Source organism: Halomonas korlensis (assembly GCF_900116705.1).
Lineage (GTDB): Bacteria > Pseudomonadota > Gammaproteobacteria > Pseudomonadales > Halomonadaceae > Halomonas > Halomonas korlensis.
On record NZ_FPBP01000010.1, the window covers coordinates 91,778 to 109,645 of the forward strand.

15 protein-coding genes are annotated in these 17,868 nt (G+C 62.0%); 11 read left to right on the forward strand and 4 right to left on the reverse strand.

Features of this window, described 5'->3' with window-relative positions; all coding sequences use genetic code 11:
* The first annotated feature begins 29 nt into the window (after window positions 1-29).
* The 11 genes from ccoN (at window position 30) to BM341_RS13825 (ending at window position 12,044) form a co-directional block, all read left to right on the forward strand.
* Window positions 30-1,460 (forward strand): cytochrome-c oxidase, cbb3-type subunit I, encoded by a 1,431-nt coding sequence (ccoN, locus tag BM341_RS13775; RefSeq protein WP_089796643.1) that lies wholly within the window; start codon window positions 30-32, stop codon window positions 1,458-1,460.
* Between the two features lie 23 nt (window positions 1,461-1,483).
* On the forward strand, window positions 1,484-2,092 hold the full coding sequence (gene ccoO / locus BM341_RS13780; RefSeq protein ID WP_089796644.1) for a cytochrome-c oxidase, cbb3-type subunit II: 609 nt from the start codon (window positions 1,484-1,486) through the stop codon (window positions 2,090-2,092).
* Between the two features lie 2 nt (window positions 2,093-2,094).
* Window positions 2,095-2,328 (forward strand): cbb3-type cytochrome oxidase subunit 3, encoded by a 234-nt coding sequence (locus BM341_RS13785; RefSeq protein WP_089796645.1) that lies wholly within the window; start codon window positions 2,095-2,097, stop codon window positions 2,326-2,328.
* The gene (gene ccoP, locus BM341_RS13790) at window positions 2,325-3,254 is read left to right on the forward strand and encodes a cytochrome-c oxidase, cbb3-type subunit III (RefSeq protein ID WP_089796646.1); all 930 of its coding nucleotides are present in this window, start codon (window positions 2,325-2,327) and stop codon (window positions 3,252-3,254) included. Before BM341_RS13785 ends, ccoP begins: the two co-directional genes overlap by 4 nt.
* 123 nt (window positions 3,255-3,377) lie before the next feature.
* Complete coding sequence (gene ccoG, locus BM341_RS13795; RefSeq protein ID WP_245784276.1) at window positions 3,378-4,814, forward strand: cytochrome c oxidase accessory protein CcoG; 1,437 nt, start codon at window positions 3,378-3,380, stop codon at window positions 4,812-4,814.
* Window positions 4,811-5,332: a FixH family protein gene (locus tag BM341_RS13800; protein WP_089796647.1), complete on the forward strand. Its 522-nt coding sequence runs from the start codon at window positions 4,811-4,813 to the stop codon at window positions 5,330-5,332. Before ccoG ends, BM341_RS13800 begins: the two co-directional genes overlap by 4 nt.
* A gap of 25 nt (window positions 5,333-5,357) precedes the next feature.
* Window positions 5,358-7,841, forward strand: coding sequence for a heavy metal translocating P-type ATPase (locus tag BM341_RS13805; protein ID WP_089796648.1), 2,484 nt, complete (start codon window positions 5,358-5,360; stop codon window positions 7,839-7,841).
* Window positions 7,838-8,119 carry a cbb3-type cytochrome oxidase assembly protein CcoS gene (gene ccoS / locus BM341_RS19565; RefSeq protein WP_245784277.1) on the forward strand — a complete coding sequence of 94 codons (282 nt, stop codon included), beginning with the start codon at window positions 7,838-7,840 and terminating at the stop codon, window positions 8,117-8,119. Before BM341_RS13805 ends, ccoS begins: the two co-directional genes overlap by 4 nt.
* The gene (locus tag BM341_RS13815; RefSeq protein WP_089796649.1) at window positions 8,119-8,817 is read left to right on the forward strand and encodes a sulfite exporter TauE/SafE family protein; all 699 of its coding nucleotides are present in this window, start codon (window positions 8,119-8,121) and stop codon (window positions 8,815-8,817) included. The genes ccoS and BM341_RS13815 overlap by 1 nt, the downstream gene beginning before the upstream one ends.
* 158 nt (window positions 8,818-8,975) lie before the next feature.
* Window positions 8,976-9,734, forward strand: coding sequence for a fumarate/nitrate reduction transcriptional regulator Fnr (fnr, locus tag BM341_RS13820; protein WP_089796702.1), 759 nt, complete (start codon window positions 8,976-8,978; stop codon window positions 9,732-9,734).
* Window positions 9,735-10,220: 486 nt separating this feature from the next.
* Window positions 10,221-12,044, forward strand: coding sequence for a glycoside hydrolase family 15 protein (locus BM341_RS13825; RefSeq protein WP_089796650.1), 1,824 nt, complete (start codon window positions 10,221-10,223; stop codon window positions 12,042-12,044).
* 63 nt (window positions 12,045-12,107) lie between these two features.
* Here the strand turns inward: BM341_RS13825 and BM341_RS13830 are convergent, their stop codons facing one another.
* From BM341_RS13830 to BM341_RS13845, 4 genes are read right to left on the reverse strand one after another with little or no spacing between them, the layout of a single operon-like run.
* Window positions 12,108-12,482 carry a sensory rhodopsin transducer gene (locus BM341_RS13830; RefSeq protein ID WP_089796651.1) on the reverse strand — a complete coding sequence of 125 codons (375 nt, stop codon included), beginning with the start codon at window positions 12,480-12,482 and terminating at the stop codon, window positions 12,108-12,110.
* A gap of 46 nt (window positions 12,483-12,528) precedes the next feature.
* Complete coding sequence (locus BM341_RS13835; RefSeq protein ID WP_089796652.1) at window positions 12,529-13,575, reverse strand: SDR family oxidoreductase; 1,047 nt, start codon at window positions 13,573-13,575, stop codon at window positions 12,529-12,531.
* A 35-nt stretch (window positions 13,576-13,610) separates the two neighbouring features.
* Window positions 13,611-16,709 carry an FAD-binding and (Fe-S)-binding domain-containing protein gene (locus tag BM341_RS13840; protein WP_089796653.1) on the reverse strand — a complete coding sequence of 1,033 codons (3,099 nt, stop codon included), beginning with the start codon at window positions 16,707-16,709 and terminating at the stop codon, window positions 13,611-13,613.
* Between the two features lie 34 nt (window positions 16,710-16,743).
* Window positions 16,744-17,847 carry an enolase C-terminal domain-like protein gene (locus tag BM341_RS13845; protein WP_089796654.1) on the reverse strand — a complete coding sequence of 368 codons (1,104 nt, stop codon included), beginning with the start codon at window positions 17,845-17,847 and terminating at the stop codon, window positions 16,744-16,746.
* Window positions 17,848-17,868: the final 21 nt, after the last annotated feature.

Consider the following 17,868-nt stretch of genomic DNA (forward strand, 5'->3'; position numbering starts at 1 on the left):
CCCAAGATCGCATTCGATGGGAACCTGACATGAGCACAGCACTTGAACACCCGACCTACAATTACAAGGTGGTTCGGCAGTTCGCGATCATGACGGTGGTGTGGGGCATCGTGGGTATGCTACTCGGTGTCCTTCTCGCTGCCCAACTGGTCTGGCCGGAACTCAACCTGGGCCTGCCATGGACGAGCTTCGGCCGCCTGCGGCCGCTGCATACCAATGCCGTGATCTTCGCCTTCGGCGGCTCGGCACTGTTCGCTACGTCCTATTACGTTGTCCAGCGCACCTGTCAGACGCGCCTGTTCTCAGACAAGCTGTCCGCCTTCACCTTCTGGGGCTACCAGGCGGTGATTCTCTCGGCGGTAATCTCACTGCCTCTCGGCTACACCACCACCAAGGAATACGCCGAGCTGGAGTGGCCGATCAATATTCTTCTGGCGGTGGTCTGGATCAGCTACGCTATCGTCTTCTTGATGACTATCAAGCAGCGCAAGACCTCACACATCTATGTGGCTAACTGGTTCTACGCTGCCTTCATCCTGACCATCGGCGTACTGCACATCGTCAATAACGCCGCCATTCCGGTCACCGCCATGTATTCGACCTCCATCTACGCCGGCACAATCGATGCCATGGTGCAGTGGTGGTACGGCCACAATGCCGTGGGGTTCTTCCTGACCGCAGGCTTCCTGGGGATGATGTACTATTTCGTGCCCAAACAAGCCGAACGGCCGATCTATTCCTATCGTCTGTCGATTGTCCACTTCTGGGCACTGATCATGGTCTACATGTGGGCCGGCCCGCATCATCTGCACTACACCGCGCTGCCGAATTGGGCACAATCCCTTGGCATGATCATGTCGATCATCCTCCTGGCCCCCTCCTGGGGCGGCATGATCAACGGCATGATGACGCTGTCGGGTGCCTGGCATAAGCTGCGCACCGACCCAACCCTGCGCTTTCTGGTCGTGGCACTGTCGTTCTACGGCATGTCGACCTTCGAGGGGCCGATGATGGCCGTCAAGACGGTCAATGCCCTCTCGCACTACACCGACTGGACCATCGGGCACGTGCATGCCGGAGCACTTGGCTGGGTGGCAATGATCACTATCGGTTCCATGTATCATCTGATCCCACGCCTGTTCGGGCGTACCGAGATGCACTCTGTCAGCCTGATCGCCGTGCACTTCTGGCTGGCCACCATCGGCACCGTGCTGTATATCGCCGCCATGTGGGTCAACGGTATCCTGCAGGGCCTGATGTGGCGTGCCATCAACGCCGACGGCACGCTGATGTATACCTTCGTCGAGTCCGTCGAGGCCAGCGGACCGGGCTATATCGTGCGCCTGATTGGCGGGTTGTGCTGGGTAGTCGGCATGCTGATCATGGCCTATAACGTGACGATGACCGTCAAGCGCAGTGACGTCGCCGAAGCTCGCCAACCGCTTGCGCAAACCGCCTGAGCCAACCGGGGAACCCGACAGCAATGAAACATGAGATCGTCGAAAAGAACGTCGGCCTGCTGGCAGTATTGATCCTGGTGGTAATCAGTTTCGGCGGCATGGCTGAGGTTGTGCCGCTGTTCTTCCAGAAGCAGACCACCGAGCCCGTCGAGGGTCTCGAGCCGCTTAGCGCCCTGGAACTGGAAGGCCGCGACATCTATCGCCGCGAAGGCTGCGTGGGCTGCCATTCCCAGATGGTGCGGCCCTTCCGGGCCGAGACCGAACGCTACGGACACTACAGCGTGGCCGGCGAATCGGTCTACGACCACAACTTCCTGTGGGGCTCCAAGCGCACCGGCCCGGATCTGGCGCGCGTCGGCGGTCGCTACAGCGACGACTGGCACCGCGCCCACATGTACAACCCGCGCGACGTGGTACCAGAATCGATCATGCCGGCCTACCCTTGGCTATTCGAGAATACCTTGGATGGCCAGGCCACCCCGGCCAAGATGCGTGCCCTGCGCACCCTGGGCGTGCCCTATACCGATGAGCAGATCGACGGTGCCACCCAGGCGGTGCGCGGCGAGCAGGAGATCACCGCCCTGATCGCCTATCTGCAGCAATTAGGCACTGTGCTCGAGGGAACGCGTTAATCATGGATACCGGCACTTTCCGCGGCATCATCACCGGCCTTTTGATCATCGCCTTTCTGGGACTGACGTTCTGGGCCTATTCGAAGCGCCGCAAGCCCGATTTTGACGAGGCGGCCAACCTGCCCTTCGCCGACGAAGAGGATTCCTCGAAGCACGCCTCGCGTGACGCTCATCGCCACGAGACCGATCCCCGAGATGACGATGCCCGAGAGAACCAGGGAGACAAGAACACATGAATTACCTTTGGAATGACTCCCTCTCCAGCTTCTGGAGCGCTTGGGTCATTGTCATCACGCTGGGCTCCATCGGTTTCGCCTTCTGGCTGCTGTATGCCAATCGTCGCACCGACAAGACTCCAGACGCCGAGGGCAATGTCGAGACCACTGGGCATGCTGCCGACGGTATCGAGGAGTACGACAACCCCTTGCCGCGCTGGTGGTTCCAGCTTTATGTCGCCACAGTGGTCTTCGCGCTGGGCTATCTGGTGCTCTACCCGGGGCTCGGCAATTTCGCCGGGGTGCTGGGCTGGACACAGGAAGGCCAATGGGAAGAAGAAGTCGCCGAAGCCGAGGAGCGCTTCACACCGATCTTTGCCCAGTATGAAGAAATCCCCGTACCCGACCTGGCGGAGGATCAGGAAGCCATGCGGGTAGCGGAGCGGATCTACCTCAACAACTGTGCGGTCTGCCATGGCTCCAATGCCCGTGGCGGCTACGGCTTTCCTGACCTGACCGATGAGGACTGGCTCTACGGGGGCGAACCCGAAGCGCTTCTAGCTACGTTGCACCAGGGTCGCAACGGCCTGATGCCCTCCTGGCAGCAGCTGGGAGAGAACAACATCGAGAACCTCACCCAGCACGTGCTTGCCCTCTCCGATCTCGAGCACGAGGCCGAGCGTGCCGAGCAGGGTGCCGCGGTGTACGCCTCGGTGTGTGCCGCCTGTCATATGCCCGATGGCACCGGCAATCAGGCATTGGGTGCGCCTAACCTGACCAACGACACTTGGCTCTATCAGGCCCCGGGGCAGAGCGTGGCCGACTCGGTTCGCCAGACCCTACGCAATGGTCGCAACGGCCATATGCCGGCCCAGGCCGCCTATATCGGCGAGGAGCGCGTTCATCTGGTAGCCGCCTACGTCTACAGCCTGCGGTTGCAGGACTAGGCAGCGCCTTATCTCGCCTGCCAGCAGGGTGCGGCCACGGGTCGCATCCTGCGTCGCGGCATGCAAAGCTCGCTACAATGACCGCTGCCACTCTGCCCGAGCTGTCACTTGCGTGAGCCTGCCATGAGCGACCAGATACCGACCCGTGACATCACACCCGACCCTGTGGGGCATCACGCCCCCCAGGCGACCGTTACCCAGGAGATGTACACCCGTCGGCGACACCTGTATGTCCGCGAGATCAAGGGGATCTTTCAGCGCCTGCGCCGCGGTACCAACTGGGCCTTGATGCTGGGGTTTTTCCTGCTGCCCTGGCTCAACTGGGGCGACCGGCCGGCCATCTGGTTCGACCTGCCCGGTCGTGAGTTCCATATCTTCGCCGCCACTTTCTACCCGCAGGAATTCATCCTGCTCTCCTGGCTGCTGATCATCTGCGCCTTCGGCCTGTTCTTCATCACGGTATTCGCCGGCCGCGTGTGGTGCGGTTACACCTGCCCACAGAGTGTGTGGACATTCCTGTATATCTGGGTGGAACACCGTCTCGAAGGGAGTCGTAACCAGCGCATCAAGCTCGATCAACAGCCGATGACGACCGACAAGATGCGCCGCAAGACAGCCAAACATACTATCTGGCTCGCCATTGCCCTGGCCACTGGCGTGACTTTTGTCGGTTATTTCACGCCGATACGTGACCTGGTCGTCGCCTTACCGACCCTCGATGCCAGCGGCTGGGCCTATTTCTGGATCGGCTTTTTCACCGTCTTCACCTATCTCAATGCTGGCTGGCTGCGCGAGCAGGTCTGCATCTACATGTGTCCCTATGCCCGCTTCCAGTCGGTGATGTTCGATGCCAATACGCTGATTGTTTCCTACGATGACACCAGAGGCGAGCCCAGGGGAGCGCGCAGGAAGAGCCTGACGCATCAGGAGGCGCGCGCGGCAGGGCATGGCGACTGCATCGATTGTGACCTTTGCGTACAGGTCTGCCCCACCGGCATCGACATTCGCAATGGCCTGCAGTACGAATGCATCACCTGTGCTGCCTGCATCGATGCCTGCGACAGCGTGATGGACAAGATGGGCTATCCTCGCGGGCTGATCCGTTACACCACCGAGAATGCCCTCAAGGGCAAGCCCAGCCGGATTCTGCGCCCACGATTGCTGGGCTACCTCGCCGCCCTGCTGGTGATGATCGGTGTCTTCGCCTGGGCCGTCGCCGACCGTACCCCACTGGGCCTGGACATCGAGCGCGAACGCAGCCAGCTTTTCCAGATGACCCGTGACGGTCAGATCAGCAATGTCTACACACTGACGGTGCGCAACCTGGACAACCAGGACCATGACTACCGGCTGAGTGTCTCGGGGCTACCGGGCCTGACGCTGGACACCGACCGGGTCAGCGTACCGGCCGGGGAAGCACGTCAGCTGGTCGTCGAGGCCCGAGTCGACGCTGAGGCGCTCACGCTCCCCAGCCAGGAAATCCTGATGCGCCTCGAGGCCGTGAATGACGACATCTCGATCGAGCAGGAAAGCCGCTTTCTGGGAGAAATCCGCCGATGAGCTCATCGCACCCCACCCCCCAACCCTGGTACAAGCAGTTCTGGCCCTGGTTTCTGATCGGCCTGCTGCTATCGTCCATCGCCGTCAGCACGAGCTTCGCGGTGCTCTCGATTCGCTCCTTCGACGGTATGGTCCAGGAGGACTATTACGAGCATGGCAAGGCGATCAACATGGTACTGGCCAAGCAGCAGCAGGCTGCCGACCTCAACCTTGGCGCCACGCTGCGCATCGACCCCCTGACCAGCGATGCAGTACTCGACCTGACCGGCGACGACCGCCCGGAGCGCCTGGTGCTGAAGCTCATCTTTCCCACCGAGGCCGACCGCGATCACGAGCTGAGGCTGGAACACGTTCGCGATGGCCGCTATCTGGGCCAGGCGCCCGACAATCTCCGCTATCGCTGGTATCTCCAGCTTCAGCCTGACCAGGAAACGCCGACCTGGCGCCTGGTCGGCGAAGGCCGTTTTCCCGATGAAGGGGAGTTCGCCCTGACCCCGGGACGCGCGGCCGACTCCTGATGAATGATCCTCTGACCGAGCGACGATGACTCTCGCCTCTTCCCCTGCGCCAGCCGCCACCGCGAGCCTCGACTGCTATCACTGCGGCAGTCGGGTTCCCGATGGGACGCCTTGGTCGATCACGCTCGACCAGCAGCAGCATCCGCTGTGCTGCCCCGGCTGCGAGGCGGTGGCCCACGCCATCGTCAACGGTGGGCTGGAAAGCTACTATCGCTTTCGCACCGAACTTCCCGCACGTCCGGAGGATCGCCAGGCCGCCGACGCCGACACCTGGGCGGTCTTCGACGACCCGGGCTTGCAGCGCCGCTTCGTGCATCCCGAGGCCGGCGCCGAGGGGCGGGTCCAGGCCACCCTGGCGGTCGACGGCATCACCTGTGCGGCGTGCGCCTGGCTGATCGAGCATCGTCTCAATGCGCTGGACGGGGTCGATACCAGCGCCGTCAACCTGACCCATCATCGGGTGCGCATCGGCTGGGACCCGCAGCGCCTCAAGCTGTCGCGCATCCTCGCCGAAATGGCTGCCATCGGGTATCCGGCTCAACCCTACGAGCCCGACCAGGCGCAACAGCGACTGCAGCATGAAGAACGCATGACCGTGCGCCGGTTGATCGTCGCCGCCGTCGGGATGATGCAGGTCATGATGTTTTCCATCCCGATCTATGTGTCCGACCCTGGCGAGCTCAGCGCCGATTTTCACGCCCTGTTCCACTGGCTCTCCTTCGCGCTGGCGACCCCGGTGGTGTTGTTCTCGGCCCAGCCCTTCTTTACGGGCGCCGCCCGCGACCTGCGCTCCCGCGTGATGGGCATGGATGTTCCGGTGTCGCTGGCTATCGGCGGCGCCTATCTCGCCAGTGGCTATGCGGTCATCAGCGGCACCGGCGAGGTCTACTTCGACTCGGTCGCCATGTTCACTTTCTTCCTGCTGTTCGGGCGTTACGTGGAATCTCGGGCCCGGCGTCGCAGCGGCCACACCGGCAATGCGCTCTCGGGAGCCCTGCCGCTCTCGGCGACCCGCCTGACCGCCGAGGATGAGGAGCGCATCCTACCGGCCAGCGATCTGGTCGCCGGCGACCGGGTGCTGGTCAGGCCCGGACATGGCGTCCCGGCCGACGGGGTGATCGAAAGCGGCGAGTCGAGCCTCGATGAGTCCATGCTCACCGGCGAGACGCTACCGGTCACGCGACGGGTCGGGGAGCTGGTCACCGGAGGCAGCCAGAACGTCGAAAGCCCGCTGGTGGTGCGCGTCACACATGCCGGGCGCGACGCCCGAATTGCCGGCATCGTCGATCTTACCGACCGCGCCTTTGCCAGCCGTCCACGCATTGCCCAACTCGCCGCCCGCATGGCGCATCTGTTTGTGCTGCGGTTATTGCTGGTCACCGTGGGGGTCGCCATCGTCTGGTGGTTCATCGACCCGTCACGGGTGCTGTGGGTCACGCTCTCGGTGCTGGTGGTGACTTGCCCCTGCGCGCTGGCCCTGGCGACCCCCACCGCACTGACCGCCGGCCACGGCCAGCTGCGCCGTCGCGGCGTGCTGGTCACCCGGGCCAACGCCATCGAGACGCTCTCTCAGCTCGACCGAGTGATCTTCGACAAGACCGGCACCCTGACCCGTGGCGAAATGCTGCTGGCGGAGACCCGTCCCCTGGGGGGCTTGGCAAGCGAAGAGGCCCGCGCCGTGGCGGCCGCCCTGGAAGCACACTCCGAGCACCCTATTGCCCGCGCCTTCCGGCCCTGGAAAACGCCACGGCGGCGCGCCCGCAACGTCACCAGCGTTACCGGCCAGGGGCTGGAAGGCGAACTCGAAGGCCAGACCTGGCGCCTGGGCAAGCCGGACTTCGCAGCTCCCGAGGCCCCGCCCGCGCCGCCCGGCGAGGGACAGTGGCTACTGCTCGCCGAAGGCGGCGAACCGCGCGCCTGGTTTGGCCTCGATGACCCGCTGCGCGAGGATGCCGCCCAGGCCATTGCGGCCCTGAAGGCGCTGGGCCTGGAGGTCGAGCTGCTCTCCGGCGACACCACCCTGGCGGTACGCCCGCTGGCCGAACGGCTGGGACTCGACATCTGGCAGGCCGGCGCCAGCCCCGAGGACAAGCTGGAGCGCATCCATGCTTGCCAGGCGCTGGGCGAGACGGTGGCAATGGTCGGCGACGGCATCAACGACGTGCCGGTCCTTGCCGGCGCCGATGTCTCGATTGCCATGAACGATGCTACCGATCTTGCCCGGACCAGCGCCGATGCGGTATTGCTCGGCCCCCGGCTCATGCGTATCGTCGAGGCCATCGAGATCAGCCGAGCCACCCGGCGCATCATCCATCAGAATCTCGTCTGGTCGGTGTGCTACAACGCCACGGCACTGCCACTGGCGGCCGTCGGCATCGTACCGCCCTGGCTGGCAGCCATCGGCATGTCGGCAAGCTCGCTGGTGGTCGTTGGCAACGCCCTGCGTCTTAACCGCTTTCGCGGCACACCGCCGCCCGCCGATCCGAGCCTTCGCCTGGTGAATGCATGAGCATCCTCTACTTGCTGATTCCCCTGTCGCTGTCATTGCTGGGCCTCGCCGTGTGGGCATTCTTCTGGGCGGTCAAGCACGACCAGTTCGACGACCTCGAGGGGCCCGCCTATCGCATCCTCTTCGACGAGGACGAGAACGACTTGCCCCCAGAGGCACGCAAGCGCCGCCAGCAACCTGACAGCGACGATGCCGAAGACGCTCAAGATAACCCTGGCATCGATACGGGTACGGATAACGCCAGTACAGACAGCACCAGGATGGATCGCGACACCTGATGGACCCCACCGGACTCGATCTCTCGCCCCTGGCCGCAGCCTTCGTGTTCGGCCTGCTTGGTGGCGCCCACTGTATCGGCATGTGCGGCGGCATCATGAGTGCGCTGACCTTCGCCGTGCCACCCAGCATGCGCCATCCCGCACGACTCACCGGCCTGCTGCTTGGCTATAACTTCGGACGCATCGCCAGCTACATGACGGCCGGCGCGCTGGTCGCTACCCTGGGCACGCTGGTCGCCATCACCCCTACCACCCGGTTGATACTCCAGGGCCTGGCCGCGGTGATGCTGATTCTGATGGCGCTGTATATCGCCAACTGGTGGAAGGGCCTGCTTCGGGTCGAGGCCATCGGCCGCCGCCTCTGGCGGCATCTTGAACCGGTGGGCCGGCGGCTGATGCCGGTGGTCAAGGTGCCCCAGGCAGTGGCTCTGGGCGCCGTCTGGGGCTGGCTGCCCTGTGGGCTCGTCTACTCGATGCTGGCCTGGAGCCTTGCCGTGGCCGACCCGCTGCATGGTGCGGCCCTGATGGGCGCCTTCGGCCTGGGCACGCTACCCGCCCTGCTCGCCACGGGACTCGCCGCCCGCCAGCTCGGCACGCTGATTCGCCATCCGGCTACACGCACCCTCGCGGCCCTGTCGATCATTGTCTTCGCCCTCTGGCAGCTCTGGCTCCTCTTGCCCAGCCATGCGCACGCCTGATACAAGCGCGACGGTAACCAGGAAATCCACTAGACTAATGTTTGTTGATCAAGATCAAGTCGCAAATTGATCGAGATCATCCAAGAATGCTGTGTCGCGTGGGAACGCCCTTCGCCAAGGGGACAGCCGATGTTTCAAGGAGACTGGGGAGAATGAGCATGCCCGATATCACTACCGGCAAGTGGCACTCTCTATTCAACGAGGCCCACTGTCAGACCTGTAGCCTCAGCCCGCTTTGCCTGCCACTGTCGCTCGAATTCACCGATATGGATGAGTTCGATGCCATTATTCGTCGGCGAGCCCCGCTCAAGAAGGGTGAGACGCTGTTCTTGCAGGATGCGACTTTTACCAGCCTCTACGCGGTTCGCTCCGGCAGCCTCAAGCAGGTCACCACGGAAGGTAGCGGCGAGGATCAGCTGACCAATTTCTACCTGCCCAGCGAACTGGTGGGTCTGGACGGCATCGACGAGACCCGCTATCCAGGCACGGTGATCGCACTGGAAACCACCACGGTCTGCGAGATTCCGTTCGATCGCCTGGAGGCGCTGTCCCAGGACATTCCCGAACTACGCAGCCAGCTCTTTCGCACCATGAGCAAGGAGCTGCGCGACGACCGCCGCATGATGCGGCTGCTCTCGCGCAAGAGCGCCGATCAGCGCCTGGCGTCGTTCTTCGTGAGTCTTTCCGAGCGCTTCCGGCGTCGCGGCTACTCGCCCTACAGTTTTCGCCTCTCGATGTCACGAGCCGATATCGGCAACTACCTGGGTCTCGCCGTAGAAACCGTGAGTCGTATCCTCAACCGTTTTCAACAACAATCCCTGGTCGCCGTCTCGGGGCGTGAGGTTCATATCCTCGATCTGGATACCCTGGGCTGTGTCGCGGAAGAGAGAGCCCTCGATTCGCCTGGCGTTAGCTAACCGGTCGTGGCTGATCAGTTGCTGCTCACCAACCAGTAGTCAGTAGTGGTCAGCCATTATTCACCTACTCCATTGGAATTTGCCGGTTAGCGGGCAACCAAGACGGTAAGCTACTAAACAATATTATACATAGTGCTGATGCATCGCCTGAGCACAGCGCTCTGTTTAGTACTTCAACGCATTGCTTATACTCCAGCGTGTAATAGACAGCAGCAACTTTGCATTAAAGCTTATTTAGAATGAATCTTAAGCTAGACGCTTGCAAAGTCATCTGACTCAGCCTCGTTCATCATCCTTTAAATAAAGCAACTTCCAAGAACCAACAAGCCCTCATCCAATATTGCTTTACAGTGGGTTGGCACCCATTGCCCCAGCCGCCAGCAGGATTGGCACATTCCACTCTATATACAGGTTGAGTCATTACTGTCTAGCTCCCATAGTTAAGGACTGAGGCCAATTCCTGCTAACAGGACAGAGGCACCGACAATGCGCCAACAAGGACGGCAGAAGCAGATAGAGGATTACGGTTTAATCGGCAACATGCGCACCGCCGCCCTCATCGACCGAGACGCATCCATTGATTGGCTATGCCTGCCGCGTTTCGACTCGGACGCCTGCTGCGCTGCGCTGCTCGGGGAACATGACAACGGCTACTGGAAGATATCACCCGATAGTGGCGAGGAGATCCGCTCGCTTACCCGCGGCTATCGGGGGGAAACCCTGGTGCTGGAAACGCTGTTCGAAACGAACTCAGGCAGTGTAGCGGTCATTGACTTCATGCCGCTCTCCCGCGAGGAGGATGCCGTTGTAGACGTGATCCGTATCGTTGAAGGTCGCGAAGGCTGCGTGAAGATGTGCACGAATGTCGCCTTCCGCTTCGGCTACGGCCACATCACGCCTTGGCTACATGCACGCCAGGAGGACATCACGGCGTTTGCCGGCCCGGATGCCTTGCGCCTGGAAACACCCGTGTCGCTGGCGGAGCACGATGACACTTTAAGGGGTAGCTTCACCGTTCGCCCCGGTGAACGCATCCCCTTCGTGTTGACCTGGTATCGCTCCTTCGGCCAGATGCCCGAGACACGCGATGCCAACCAGGCGCTGGAGCGTACCGAACAGTGGTGGCGGGAGTGGAGCGCGCGCTGCGAGGTCGATGAAGCGTTTCGCGAGCCGGTAGTGAGGTCACTGATTACGCTCAAGGCGCTCACCCATATCGAGACCGGCGGCATGGTGGGAGCGGTGACAACCTCATTGCCAGAAAGACTCGGCGCCGGTCTCAACTGGGATTACCGCTACACCTGGCTGCGCGACGCCACCTTCACGCTGTATGCCCTGCTCTCGTCGGGCTATCGCCACGAGGCCTATGCCTGGCGGGAGTGGCTGCTGCGCGCTGTGGCCGGCGATCCTGCCAACCTGCAGCCCATCTATGGCCTGGCGGGAGAGCGGCGCCTCTTCGAGCACGAACTGGAGTGGCTAGGCGGCTTCAACGGCAGCCGACCGGTGCGTATCGGCAATGCCGCCTATCTGCAGCGCCAGATGGATATCTATGGCGAATTGATGGATGGCCTGCATTTTGGTCGCGTTCATGACATGGAACCCAATGAGGACATGTGGTCCATCCAGTGCCGGCTTATCGAATACCTGAAGGAGCACTGGCAGGAAAAGGGTATGAGCCTATGGGAACACCGCGGTCCGGCCCGCCATTACACCCACTCCAAGGTGATGGTCTGGGTTGCCGTGGATCGTGCCATTCACAGCGTCGAGGAGTTCGGCCTGCCTGGTGACGTCGCGAGTTGGCGTGAACTTCGCCAACGAATTCATGATGAGATCTGCGAGAAGGGCTTCAACAGGGAGCGCAATGCCTTCGTGCAATACTATGGTGCCGATGCCCTGGACGCCTCGCTGCTGCTGTTGCCACAGGTTGGCTTTCTGCCCATCGATGACTCGCGCATACGCGGCACGATCGATGCCATCCAGGAGGAACTGGTCCATGAAGGATTCGTGTATCGTTACCGTCACCACGACAAGGCACACGATCCGAGCGAGAGCGAAGGCGCCTTTCTGGTGTGCGGCTTCTGGCTGGTTGACGCTCTTGTGCTGCTCGGCCGACAGGATGAGGCGCTTGCCCTGTTCGATAAGCTGCTCAGCGTGCGCAACGACCTCGGTCTGCTCGCCGAGGAGTATCATCCGGTCAAGCGCTGCCAGCTCGGCAACTTCCCCCAGGCCTTTTCCCACGTTGGGCTGATCAACAGCGCCCACAACCTCAGCGAGCGCATGGGACCCGCACAAGACCGCAGCAAAAGGGGCTGAAGCCAAGCATTGGCCTATCTTTATGCCCAACTCCATAGCATCACAGCGGCATCCATTTTCCGCTCAGGCAGGAAATGCCACCGTGCTGAGAAGTGCCAGTTCGCTCTGTCGCGAGTCAAGTCGGGTGTGCTGAACCACGACCGGCACATCGGAATCAATGATGCTGGCATAGTCGGTATCGCGAGGTACTGGCGCAGGATCGTCGAGGTCGTTGAATCGCACATGATGGGTGCGCAGGGCAGGCACAGTGATCCGGTACGGTCCCACCGGATCGCGGTCACTGAAATAGAGTGTGATGCGAATGTGGGCATCAGTCGGCGAAGCATTGAGAATGCAGGCCGTTTCATGGCTGGTCATCTGCGGTTCAGTACCGTGGCTATTGCCAGGAATATACCCTTCGGCGATGACCCAGCAAGTACGTCCAACGGCGGTTGGCATGATCTCCTTGCTCCCTGAGTTCACGTAGACATAGGGCAATGATTTTCTAACGGCGCGACCATGCCAGTGGCGCACCACGTTGATGGTGATGCTGGCGCTTCTTGCGCCACGCGCCCCATAGTGCACCGGCGAGCACGGCCGCGCCTAATGCAAGCCCCACCTGACCGCGATGAGTCGTCAGCCATAGCTGCGGGTCTGAGTCATACGCTTCTTGATTAAACCGGCCGCGGGCCCCCATGTCGCCTCGGACCGGCTGCCACAAGTTGTCGGGACTGTTGGGATCCCGCGGCTCGGGCGTCTGCTGTCCGCTGACAGCGGTGCTGGCCAGAACCTGGTCCATCACTGCCGGGGCGAGCTTGTTGCCCCAGATCGTTAGCGCCGAGGATGTCCCCACATATAGCTGACGCCGACGATGCTGCGCCGCCCAATAAATGGCACGGGCGCCGAACTCGGGTTGGTAGACCGGTGCCATGGGACGGGCACGCTGGGGCAGATGGCTCTTGCACCAGTCGAACTGTGGTGTATTGAGCCCCGGCATCTCCACCAGCGTCACGTGCACGCTGCTGCCCTCATTCAGCAGTTCGCAGCGCAGTCCCTCGGTCATGCCCTTGATGGCGTGCTTGGCGCCGCAATAGGCCGTCTGCAACGGTATGGGACGGTAGGCCAGCGCCGAGCCAACCTGAACGATGGTGCCGCTATTGCGCGGCCGCATGCGGCGCAGTGCCGACATGGTGCCGTGGACATAGCCCAAATAGGTGACCTCGGTCACGCGGCGGAATTCTGCCGCGCTCATCGCGTGGAACGGCGAGAACACTGTGGTCATCGCGCCATTGATCCAGATATCGATGGGCCCCAACTCGGCTTCGATCTGCTCAGCCGCGCTTTCGACCTGCTCGGCATCGGCGACATCGGTACTCACCGTCATCGCGCTTGCTCCGAGAGCCTCGACCTCACTTTTCACCGCTTCGAGACGCTGGTGGCTGCGCGACATCAGTCCCAGACGAGCGCCGTGACGGGCGAATTCCCGCGCGGTGGCACGCATCAGACCGGCGCCGGCGCCGGTAATGGCGACCACTTGCTGATCCTGTTGCATAGCGAAGCCTCTCCCCACGTTAATGGCGATTTCCACTACAACCGATATTGCTGCTGGCGATGCTTCAATCCCCAAACCAGCAGGCCACCAACGGCCACTACGGCGCCGGCGACAGCGGCAGCCCGCCGGTTGGCAAGACGCTGAGCCTGAGCGCGACGTTGAACAATGGCCTGCTCTGCCGCACCGCCGGCCAGAACGGTGTCCATGGCCATGCGCAGCACCTCGGCGATATGCAGCGCGCGTCGATCCGTAGCCTGGGCAATCTGCTCGCGGCAACTGAACCCGTTGGTGATAATCAAGGTGCTCGCCTCGGCCTCGCGCACCCGCGGCAGCAGGACCCGTTCACCAGCGCCGATCGATACGTCATACTTGTCGCGCTCGAAACCGAACGAACCGGACATGCCGCAGCAGCCCGAGTCGAGAACGTCATAATCCAGCCCCATCTTTTCCATCAGTGCCCTTTCAGCATCCAGGTGCATGATGGCTTTTTGATGGCAGTGGCCGTGCACCAGCGCCTTGCGATGAAACCGTGGCGGCCGATAGTCCTCGGCGCGCTGTATCAGGAACTCACTGAACATCACGCTGTTGTCGTGGAGCCGCCTGGCACGGGCGTCGTCCGGAAACAGATTGATCAGCTCGTCACGGAACACGGCAATGCACGACGGCTCCAGGCCTATGATCGGCAGGTTCATTTCAATGGCCGAACTCAGTGTGGCCATCACCCGCTCCAGATATGCCCTGGCGTTATCGAGCATGCCGAAATCATAAAGCGGCCGCCCGCAGCACAGCCCTTCAGGGGGGATCATCACGCGATAACCCGCCGCCTCGAGCACCTCGGTGGCCGCCTGGGCGGTATCGGGATAGAAGTGATTGTTGAAGGTGTCCGCCCACAGCATCACCGGGGTGGCATGCTCGTTGACGATGGGGCGTGCGGCAAACCAGGCCTTGAAGGTCTCGTGTGCATAGACCGGTGCGCGGCGCTGCTGAGGCATGGAGACGATACCCTTGGTCACGTTGCGCAGCAGCGGCGCCTGGGTGACGAAGTTGGTCAGCGCCGGCATCTTTGCGGCCAGTCGCGACCAGCGGTCGATGAAGCCAAAGGCGTAGTGGTTGAAGGGACGCCGGTGCTCCTCGTAATAGTGCGACAGGAACTCGGCCTTGTAGGTGGCCATGTCGACATTGACCGGGCAGTCGCCCTTGCAGCCCTTGCAGGCCAGGCACAGATCGAGCGACTCGCGTACCGCTTCCGACTGCCAACCGTCGCTGATTAACTCGCCGTTCATCATTTCGAACAACAGCCGGGCCCGGCCCCGCGTGGTGTGTTTCTCCTCGCGGGTGACCATGTAGCTTGGGCACATGGTGCCGCTGTCGCTTCGGCACTTTCCTACACCGACACAGCGAAACGCAACCCGCCCGAAGCTGCGTTCGTCCTCGGGAAATCGGAAGTGGGTCTCCACCCTCTCTGGCTTGTAATTGAGCAGGCGCAGGTCCTCGTCGAGCCGGTAGGGATCGATGACCTTGCCAGGGTTCATCTTCCACTGCGGATCCCAGATGCGCTTGAACTCGCGGAACGCCTCGATCAGCGCCGCACCGTACATGCGTTCCAGCAATTCGCCGCGCGCCTGGCCGTCGCCATGCTCCCCCGAGAGCGAACCGCCATAAGACACCACAAGATCGGCCGCCTCCTCCGCAAAGGCGCGATACTTGTGTACGCCCTCCTCGGACTGCAGGTCAAAATCGATGCGCGAGTGGATGCAACCCTGGCCAAAGTGACCATACAGCGCGCCCACGTAATCATGTTTCTTGTAGAGCCCCTTCAAATCACGCACGTAATCGCCGACACGCTCCGGCGGAACAGCCGAATCTTCCCAGCCGGGCCAGTGCGGCGCGTTCTTGGGCGGCGGAAACGCCGTCGCCCCCAGCCCGGCCTTGCGCACTGCCCAGATACGGTTGGCGTACTCCTTGTCGTCGACAATCTGGTAATCCTTCGGCGCACTGTCGGAACGTCGCAGTTTATCGATCAGCTGTCTCGCCTGGGCACAGGTGGTCGCTGAGTCCTCCCCGCCGAACTCGATCATCAGAAAGGCGTCGCCTTCCGGCATCTGCTTGAGGGTTTCCACATTCATGTGCTGGTCGGCTTCATGCTGGAACAGCCGCTTGTCGATGGCTTCCAAGGCAATCGGCCTCGCGGCGATAATGGTCGCCACATGGTCGCCTGCGGCCTCGACGCTATCGAAGCCCACCACCATCAACGTGCGATGCCTGGCGTCCTCCGTCAGCTTGAGCGTGGCGTGCAGCACGGTTATGCAGGTGCCCTCGGTGCCGCAAAGGGCGCTTGCCAGGTTGAAGCCACGCTCCGGAAGCAGGTCATCAAGGTTATAACCCGATACGCGACGCGGCATGTGCTCGACCTGTGGGTACTTCCCGCGGATATCCTCGATATATCTGTCGCGGAGGCTTCTCAATCTGGCGAAAATCTCGCCCTGACGCCCGCCCCTGTTGATAATGGCGTCGATTTCCTCTTCGCTATAGCCATCCTTGAGCGTCATTCGCTCGCCGTCGTAAGTGAGGATGTCCAGCGAATACACATTGTCACAGGTGCGCGGGCCATGCCCGAAGCACTGCGCCTGAACGGAATGGACACCGCAGGAATTGTTGCCGATATTGCCGCCAATCGTGCACCACTCATGGGTGGATGGGTCAGGTGGAAACACCAGACGATAGGGCCCTAGCGCCTGGTTGACCTTGTCATTGATGGCCCCGCCCTGCACGGTGACGCGCTTGTTTTGCGTATCGATATCCAGGATGTGATGAAGGTACTTCGAGTGATCCATCACTACCGCGTAGTTGACGGTTTCACCCGACAGGCTGGTGCCGGCGCCACGCGACAGGATGGGTACGCCATGGGCGTGACAGATGCGGTGGATGGCGACGATATCGTCCACCGAGCGAGGAATCGTGACACCGATCGGTGGCTGACGGTAATTCGAGGCGTCGTTGGCGTACAGGGCACGGCTGCCGGCATCGAAGCGCACTTCTCCTTCGATCGCTTCGGCCAGCTCCTCAGCCAGGCTGCGGTAATACTCCGGTTCATCCCGTGGCAGCAAACGGGATGTGCTGATCACGTTATTCATCGCCAATCCTTGCGCTTGAATTCATGAAGAGTACTCAGGCAAGCCTGAAATGCTGCGCGTCCTGTCGCTTGAACGTCAGCCCCAGACCGGGTTGCGAGAGATCTGGCCACATGTCTCCCTGGCTATCCGGGTCAACGCCTCCCTCAAAAAGCATCGCCTCGATCCGAGCATGATCGTGAAAATATTCCAAATGGCGCAGCGGCGTCGCACAGCAAGCGGGATGCAGGTGCAGCGCCGGTGCGGTATGGGAAGAGAGCGGAACCCGATGGGCATCGCATAGTGCGGCGACATCGAGAAAGCCGGTAATACCGGCGCAGCGCGTCAGATCGGCCTGCAGCACATCCACTGCCCCGGCCTCAAGCATTCGGCGAAAATAGGGCAGATCGAAGCCGTATTCCCCGGCGGAGACCTCGACCCCACCGGGAGCACGATCGCGCAGCAGCCGCAGGCCCGCCAAGTCGTCCGATGACACCGGCTCCTCGTACCAACTCACGTCATGAGCCTGAAAGGCGTCGGCCATGGCTAACGCTTGCTTGCGGGCATAGGCTCCGTTGGCATCGACGTAGAGTTCGGCTTCGTGGCCGATCGTTTCCCGCGCCAGGCGGATACGCTCAAGGTCGCGCTCGGGCTCACGACCGATCTTCATCTTGACGCGAGGGATGCCCGCCTCGACCCAGCCACCTACCTGCGCCTGAAGTCGCTCGGTCGAATAGGAGGTGAAACCACCACTGCCGTACACGGGCACGGTCGGGCGTACCGCGCCCAGCAGCGACACCAGCGGAATGTCGAGCAGACGCGCCTTGAGATCCCATATCGCCACGTCGACGGCGGCAATGGCCATCGAACTGATTCCCGGCCGGCCGAGGTTTCGAATCGCCTCGACCATCTTCAGCCAGCCCTCGCGCACCGCAAGCGCATTGTGCCCTTCGACGATGCCGGCCAGCGTGTCGTGGATCAGCGTGGCGCAAGCCTTATGGGCATAGGTGTAGCCGAGCCCAATCTTGTCCCCCGCGCGGATTTCCACCAGCACAAGGGTCGTCGAATCCCACTTGAGCGTGCCATCGGACTCGGGCGCATCGGTGGGGATCTCATAGGCCGCGACATCGAGTGCTTCGATCGGGACATGTTGATCCATCATTGCCTCACCCCCGCCGTGTCA

Bases quoted from the DNA above. Each gene is read 5' to 3' on its own strand.
- ccoN (WP_089796643.1), top strand. From the start codon at position 30: ATGAGCACAGCACTTGAACACCCGACCTACAATTACAAGGTGGTTCGG.
- ccoO (WP_089796644.1), top strand. From the start codon at position 1,484: ATGAAACATGAGATCGTCGAAAAGAACGTCGGCCTGCTGGCAGTATTG.
- BM341_RS13785 (WP_089796645.1), top strand. From the start codon at position 2,095: ATGGATACCGGCACTTTCCGCGGCATCATCACCGGCCTTTTGATCATC.
- ccoP (WP_089796646.1), top strand. From the start codon at position 2,325: ATGAATTACCTTTGGAATGACTCCCTCTCCAGCTTCTGGAGCGCTTGG.
- ccoG (WP_245784276.1), top strand. From the start codon at position 3,378: ATGAGCGACCAGATACCGACCCGTGACATCACACCCGACCCTGTGGGG.
- BM341_RS13800 (WP_089796647.1), top strand. From the start codon at position 4,811: ATGAGCTCATCGCACCCCACCCCCCAACCCTGGTACAAGCAGTTCTGG.
- BM341_RS13805 (WP_089796648.1), top strand. From the start codon at position 5,358: ATGACTCTCGCCTCTTCCCCTGCGCCAGCCGCCACCGCGAGCCTCGAC.
- ccoS (WP_245784277.1), top strand. From the start codon at position 7,838: ATGAGCATCCTCTACTTGCTGATTCCCCTGTCGCTGTCATTGCTGGGC.
- BM341_RS13815 (WP_089796649.1), top strand. From the start codon at position 8,119: ATGGACCCCACCGGACTCGATCTCTCGCCCCTGGCCGCAGCCTTCGTG.
- fnr (WP_089796702.1), top strand. From the start codon at position 8,976: ATGCCCGATATCACTACCGGCAAGTGGCACTCTCTATTCAACGAGGCC.
- BM341_RS13825 (WP_089796650.1), top strand. From the start codon at position 10,221: ATGCGCCAACAAGGACGGCAGAAGCAGATAGAGGATTACGGTTTAATC.
- BM341_RS13830 (WP_089796651.1), bottom strand. From the start codon at position 12,482: ATGCCAACCGCCGTTGGACGTACTTGCTGGGTCATCGCCGAAGGGTAT.
- BM341_RS13835 (WP_089796652.1), bottom strand. From the start codon at position 13,575: ATGCAACAGGATCAGCAAGTGGTCGCCATTACCGGCGCCGGCGCCGGT.
- BM341_RS13840 (WP_089796653.1), bottom strand. From the start codon at position 16,709: ATGAATAACGTGATCAGCACATCCCGTTTGCTGCCACGGGATGAACCG.
- BM341_RS13845 (WP_089796654.1), bottom strand. From the start codon at position 17,847: ATGATGGATCAACATGTCCCGATCGAAGCACTCGATGTCGCGGCCTAT.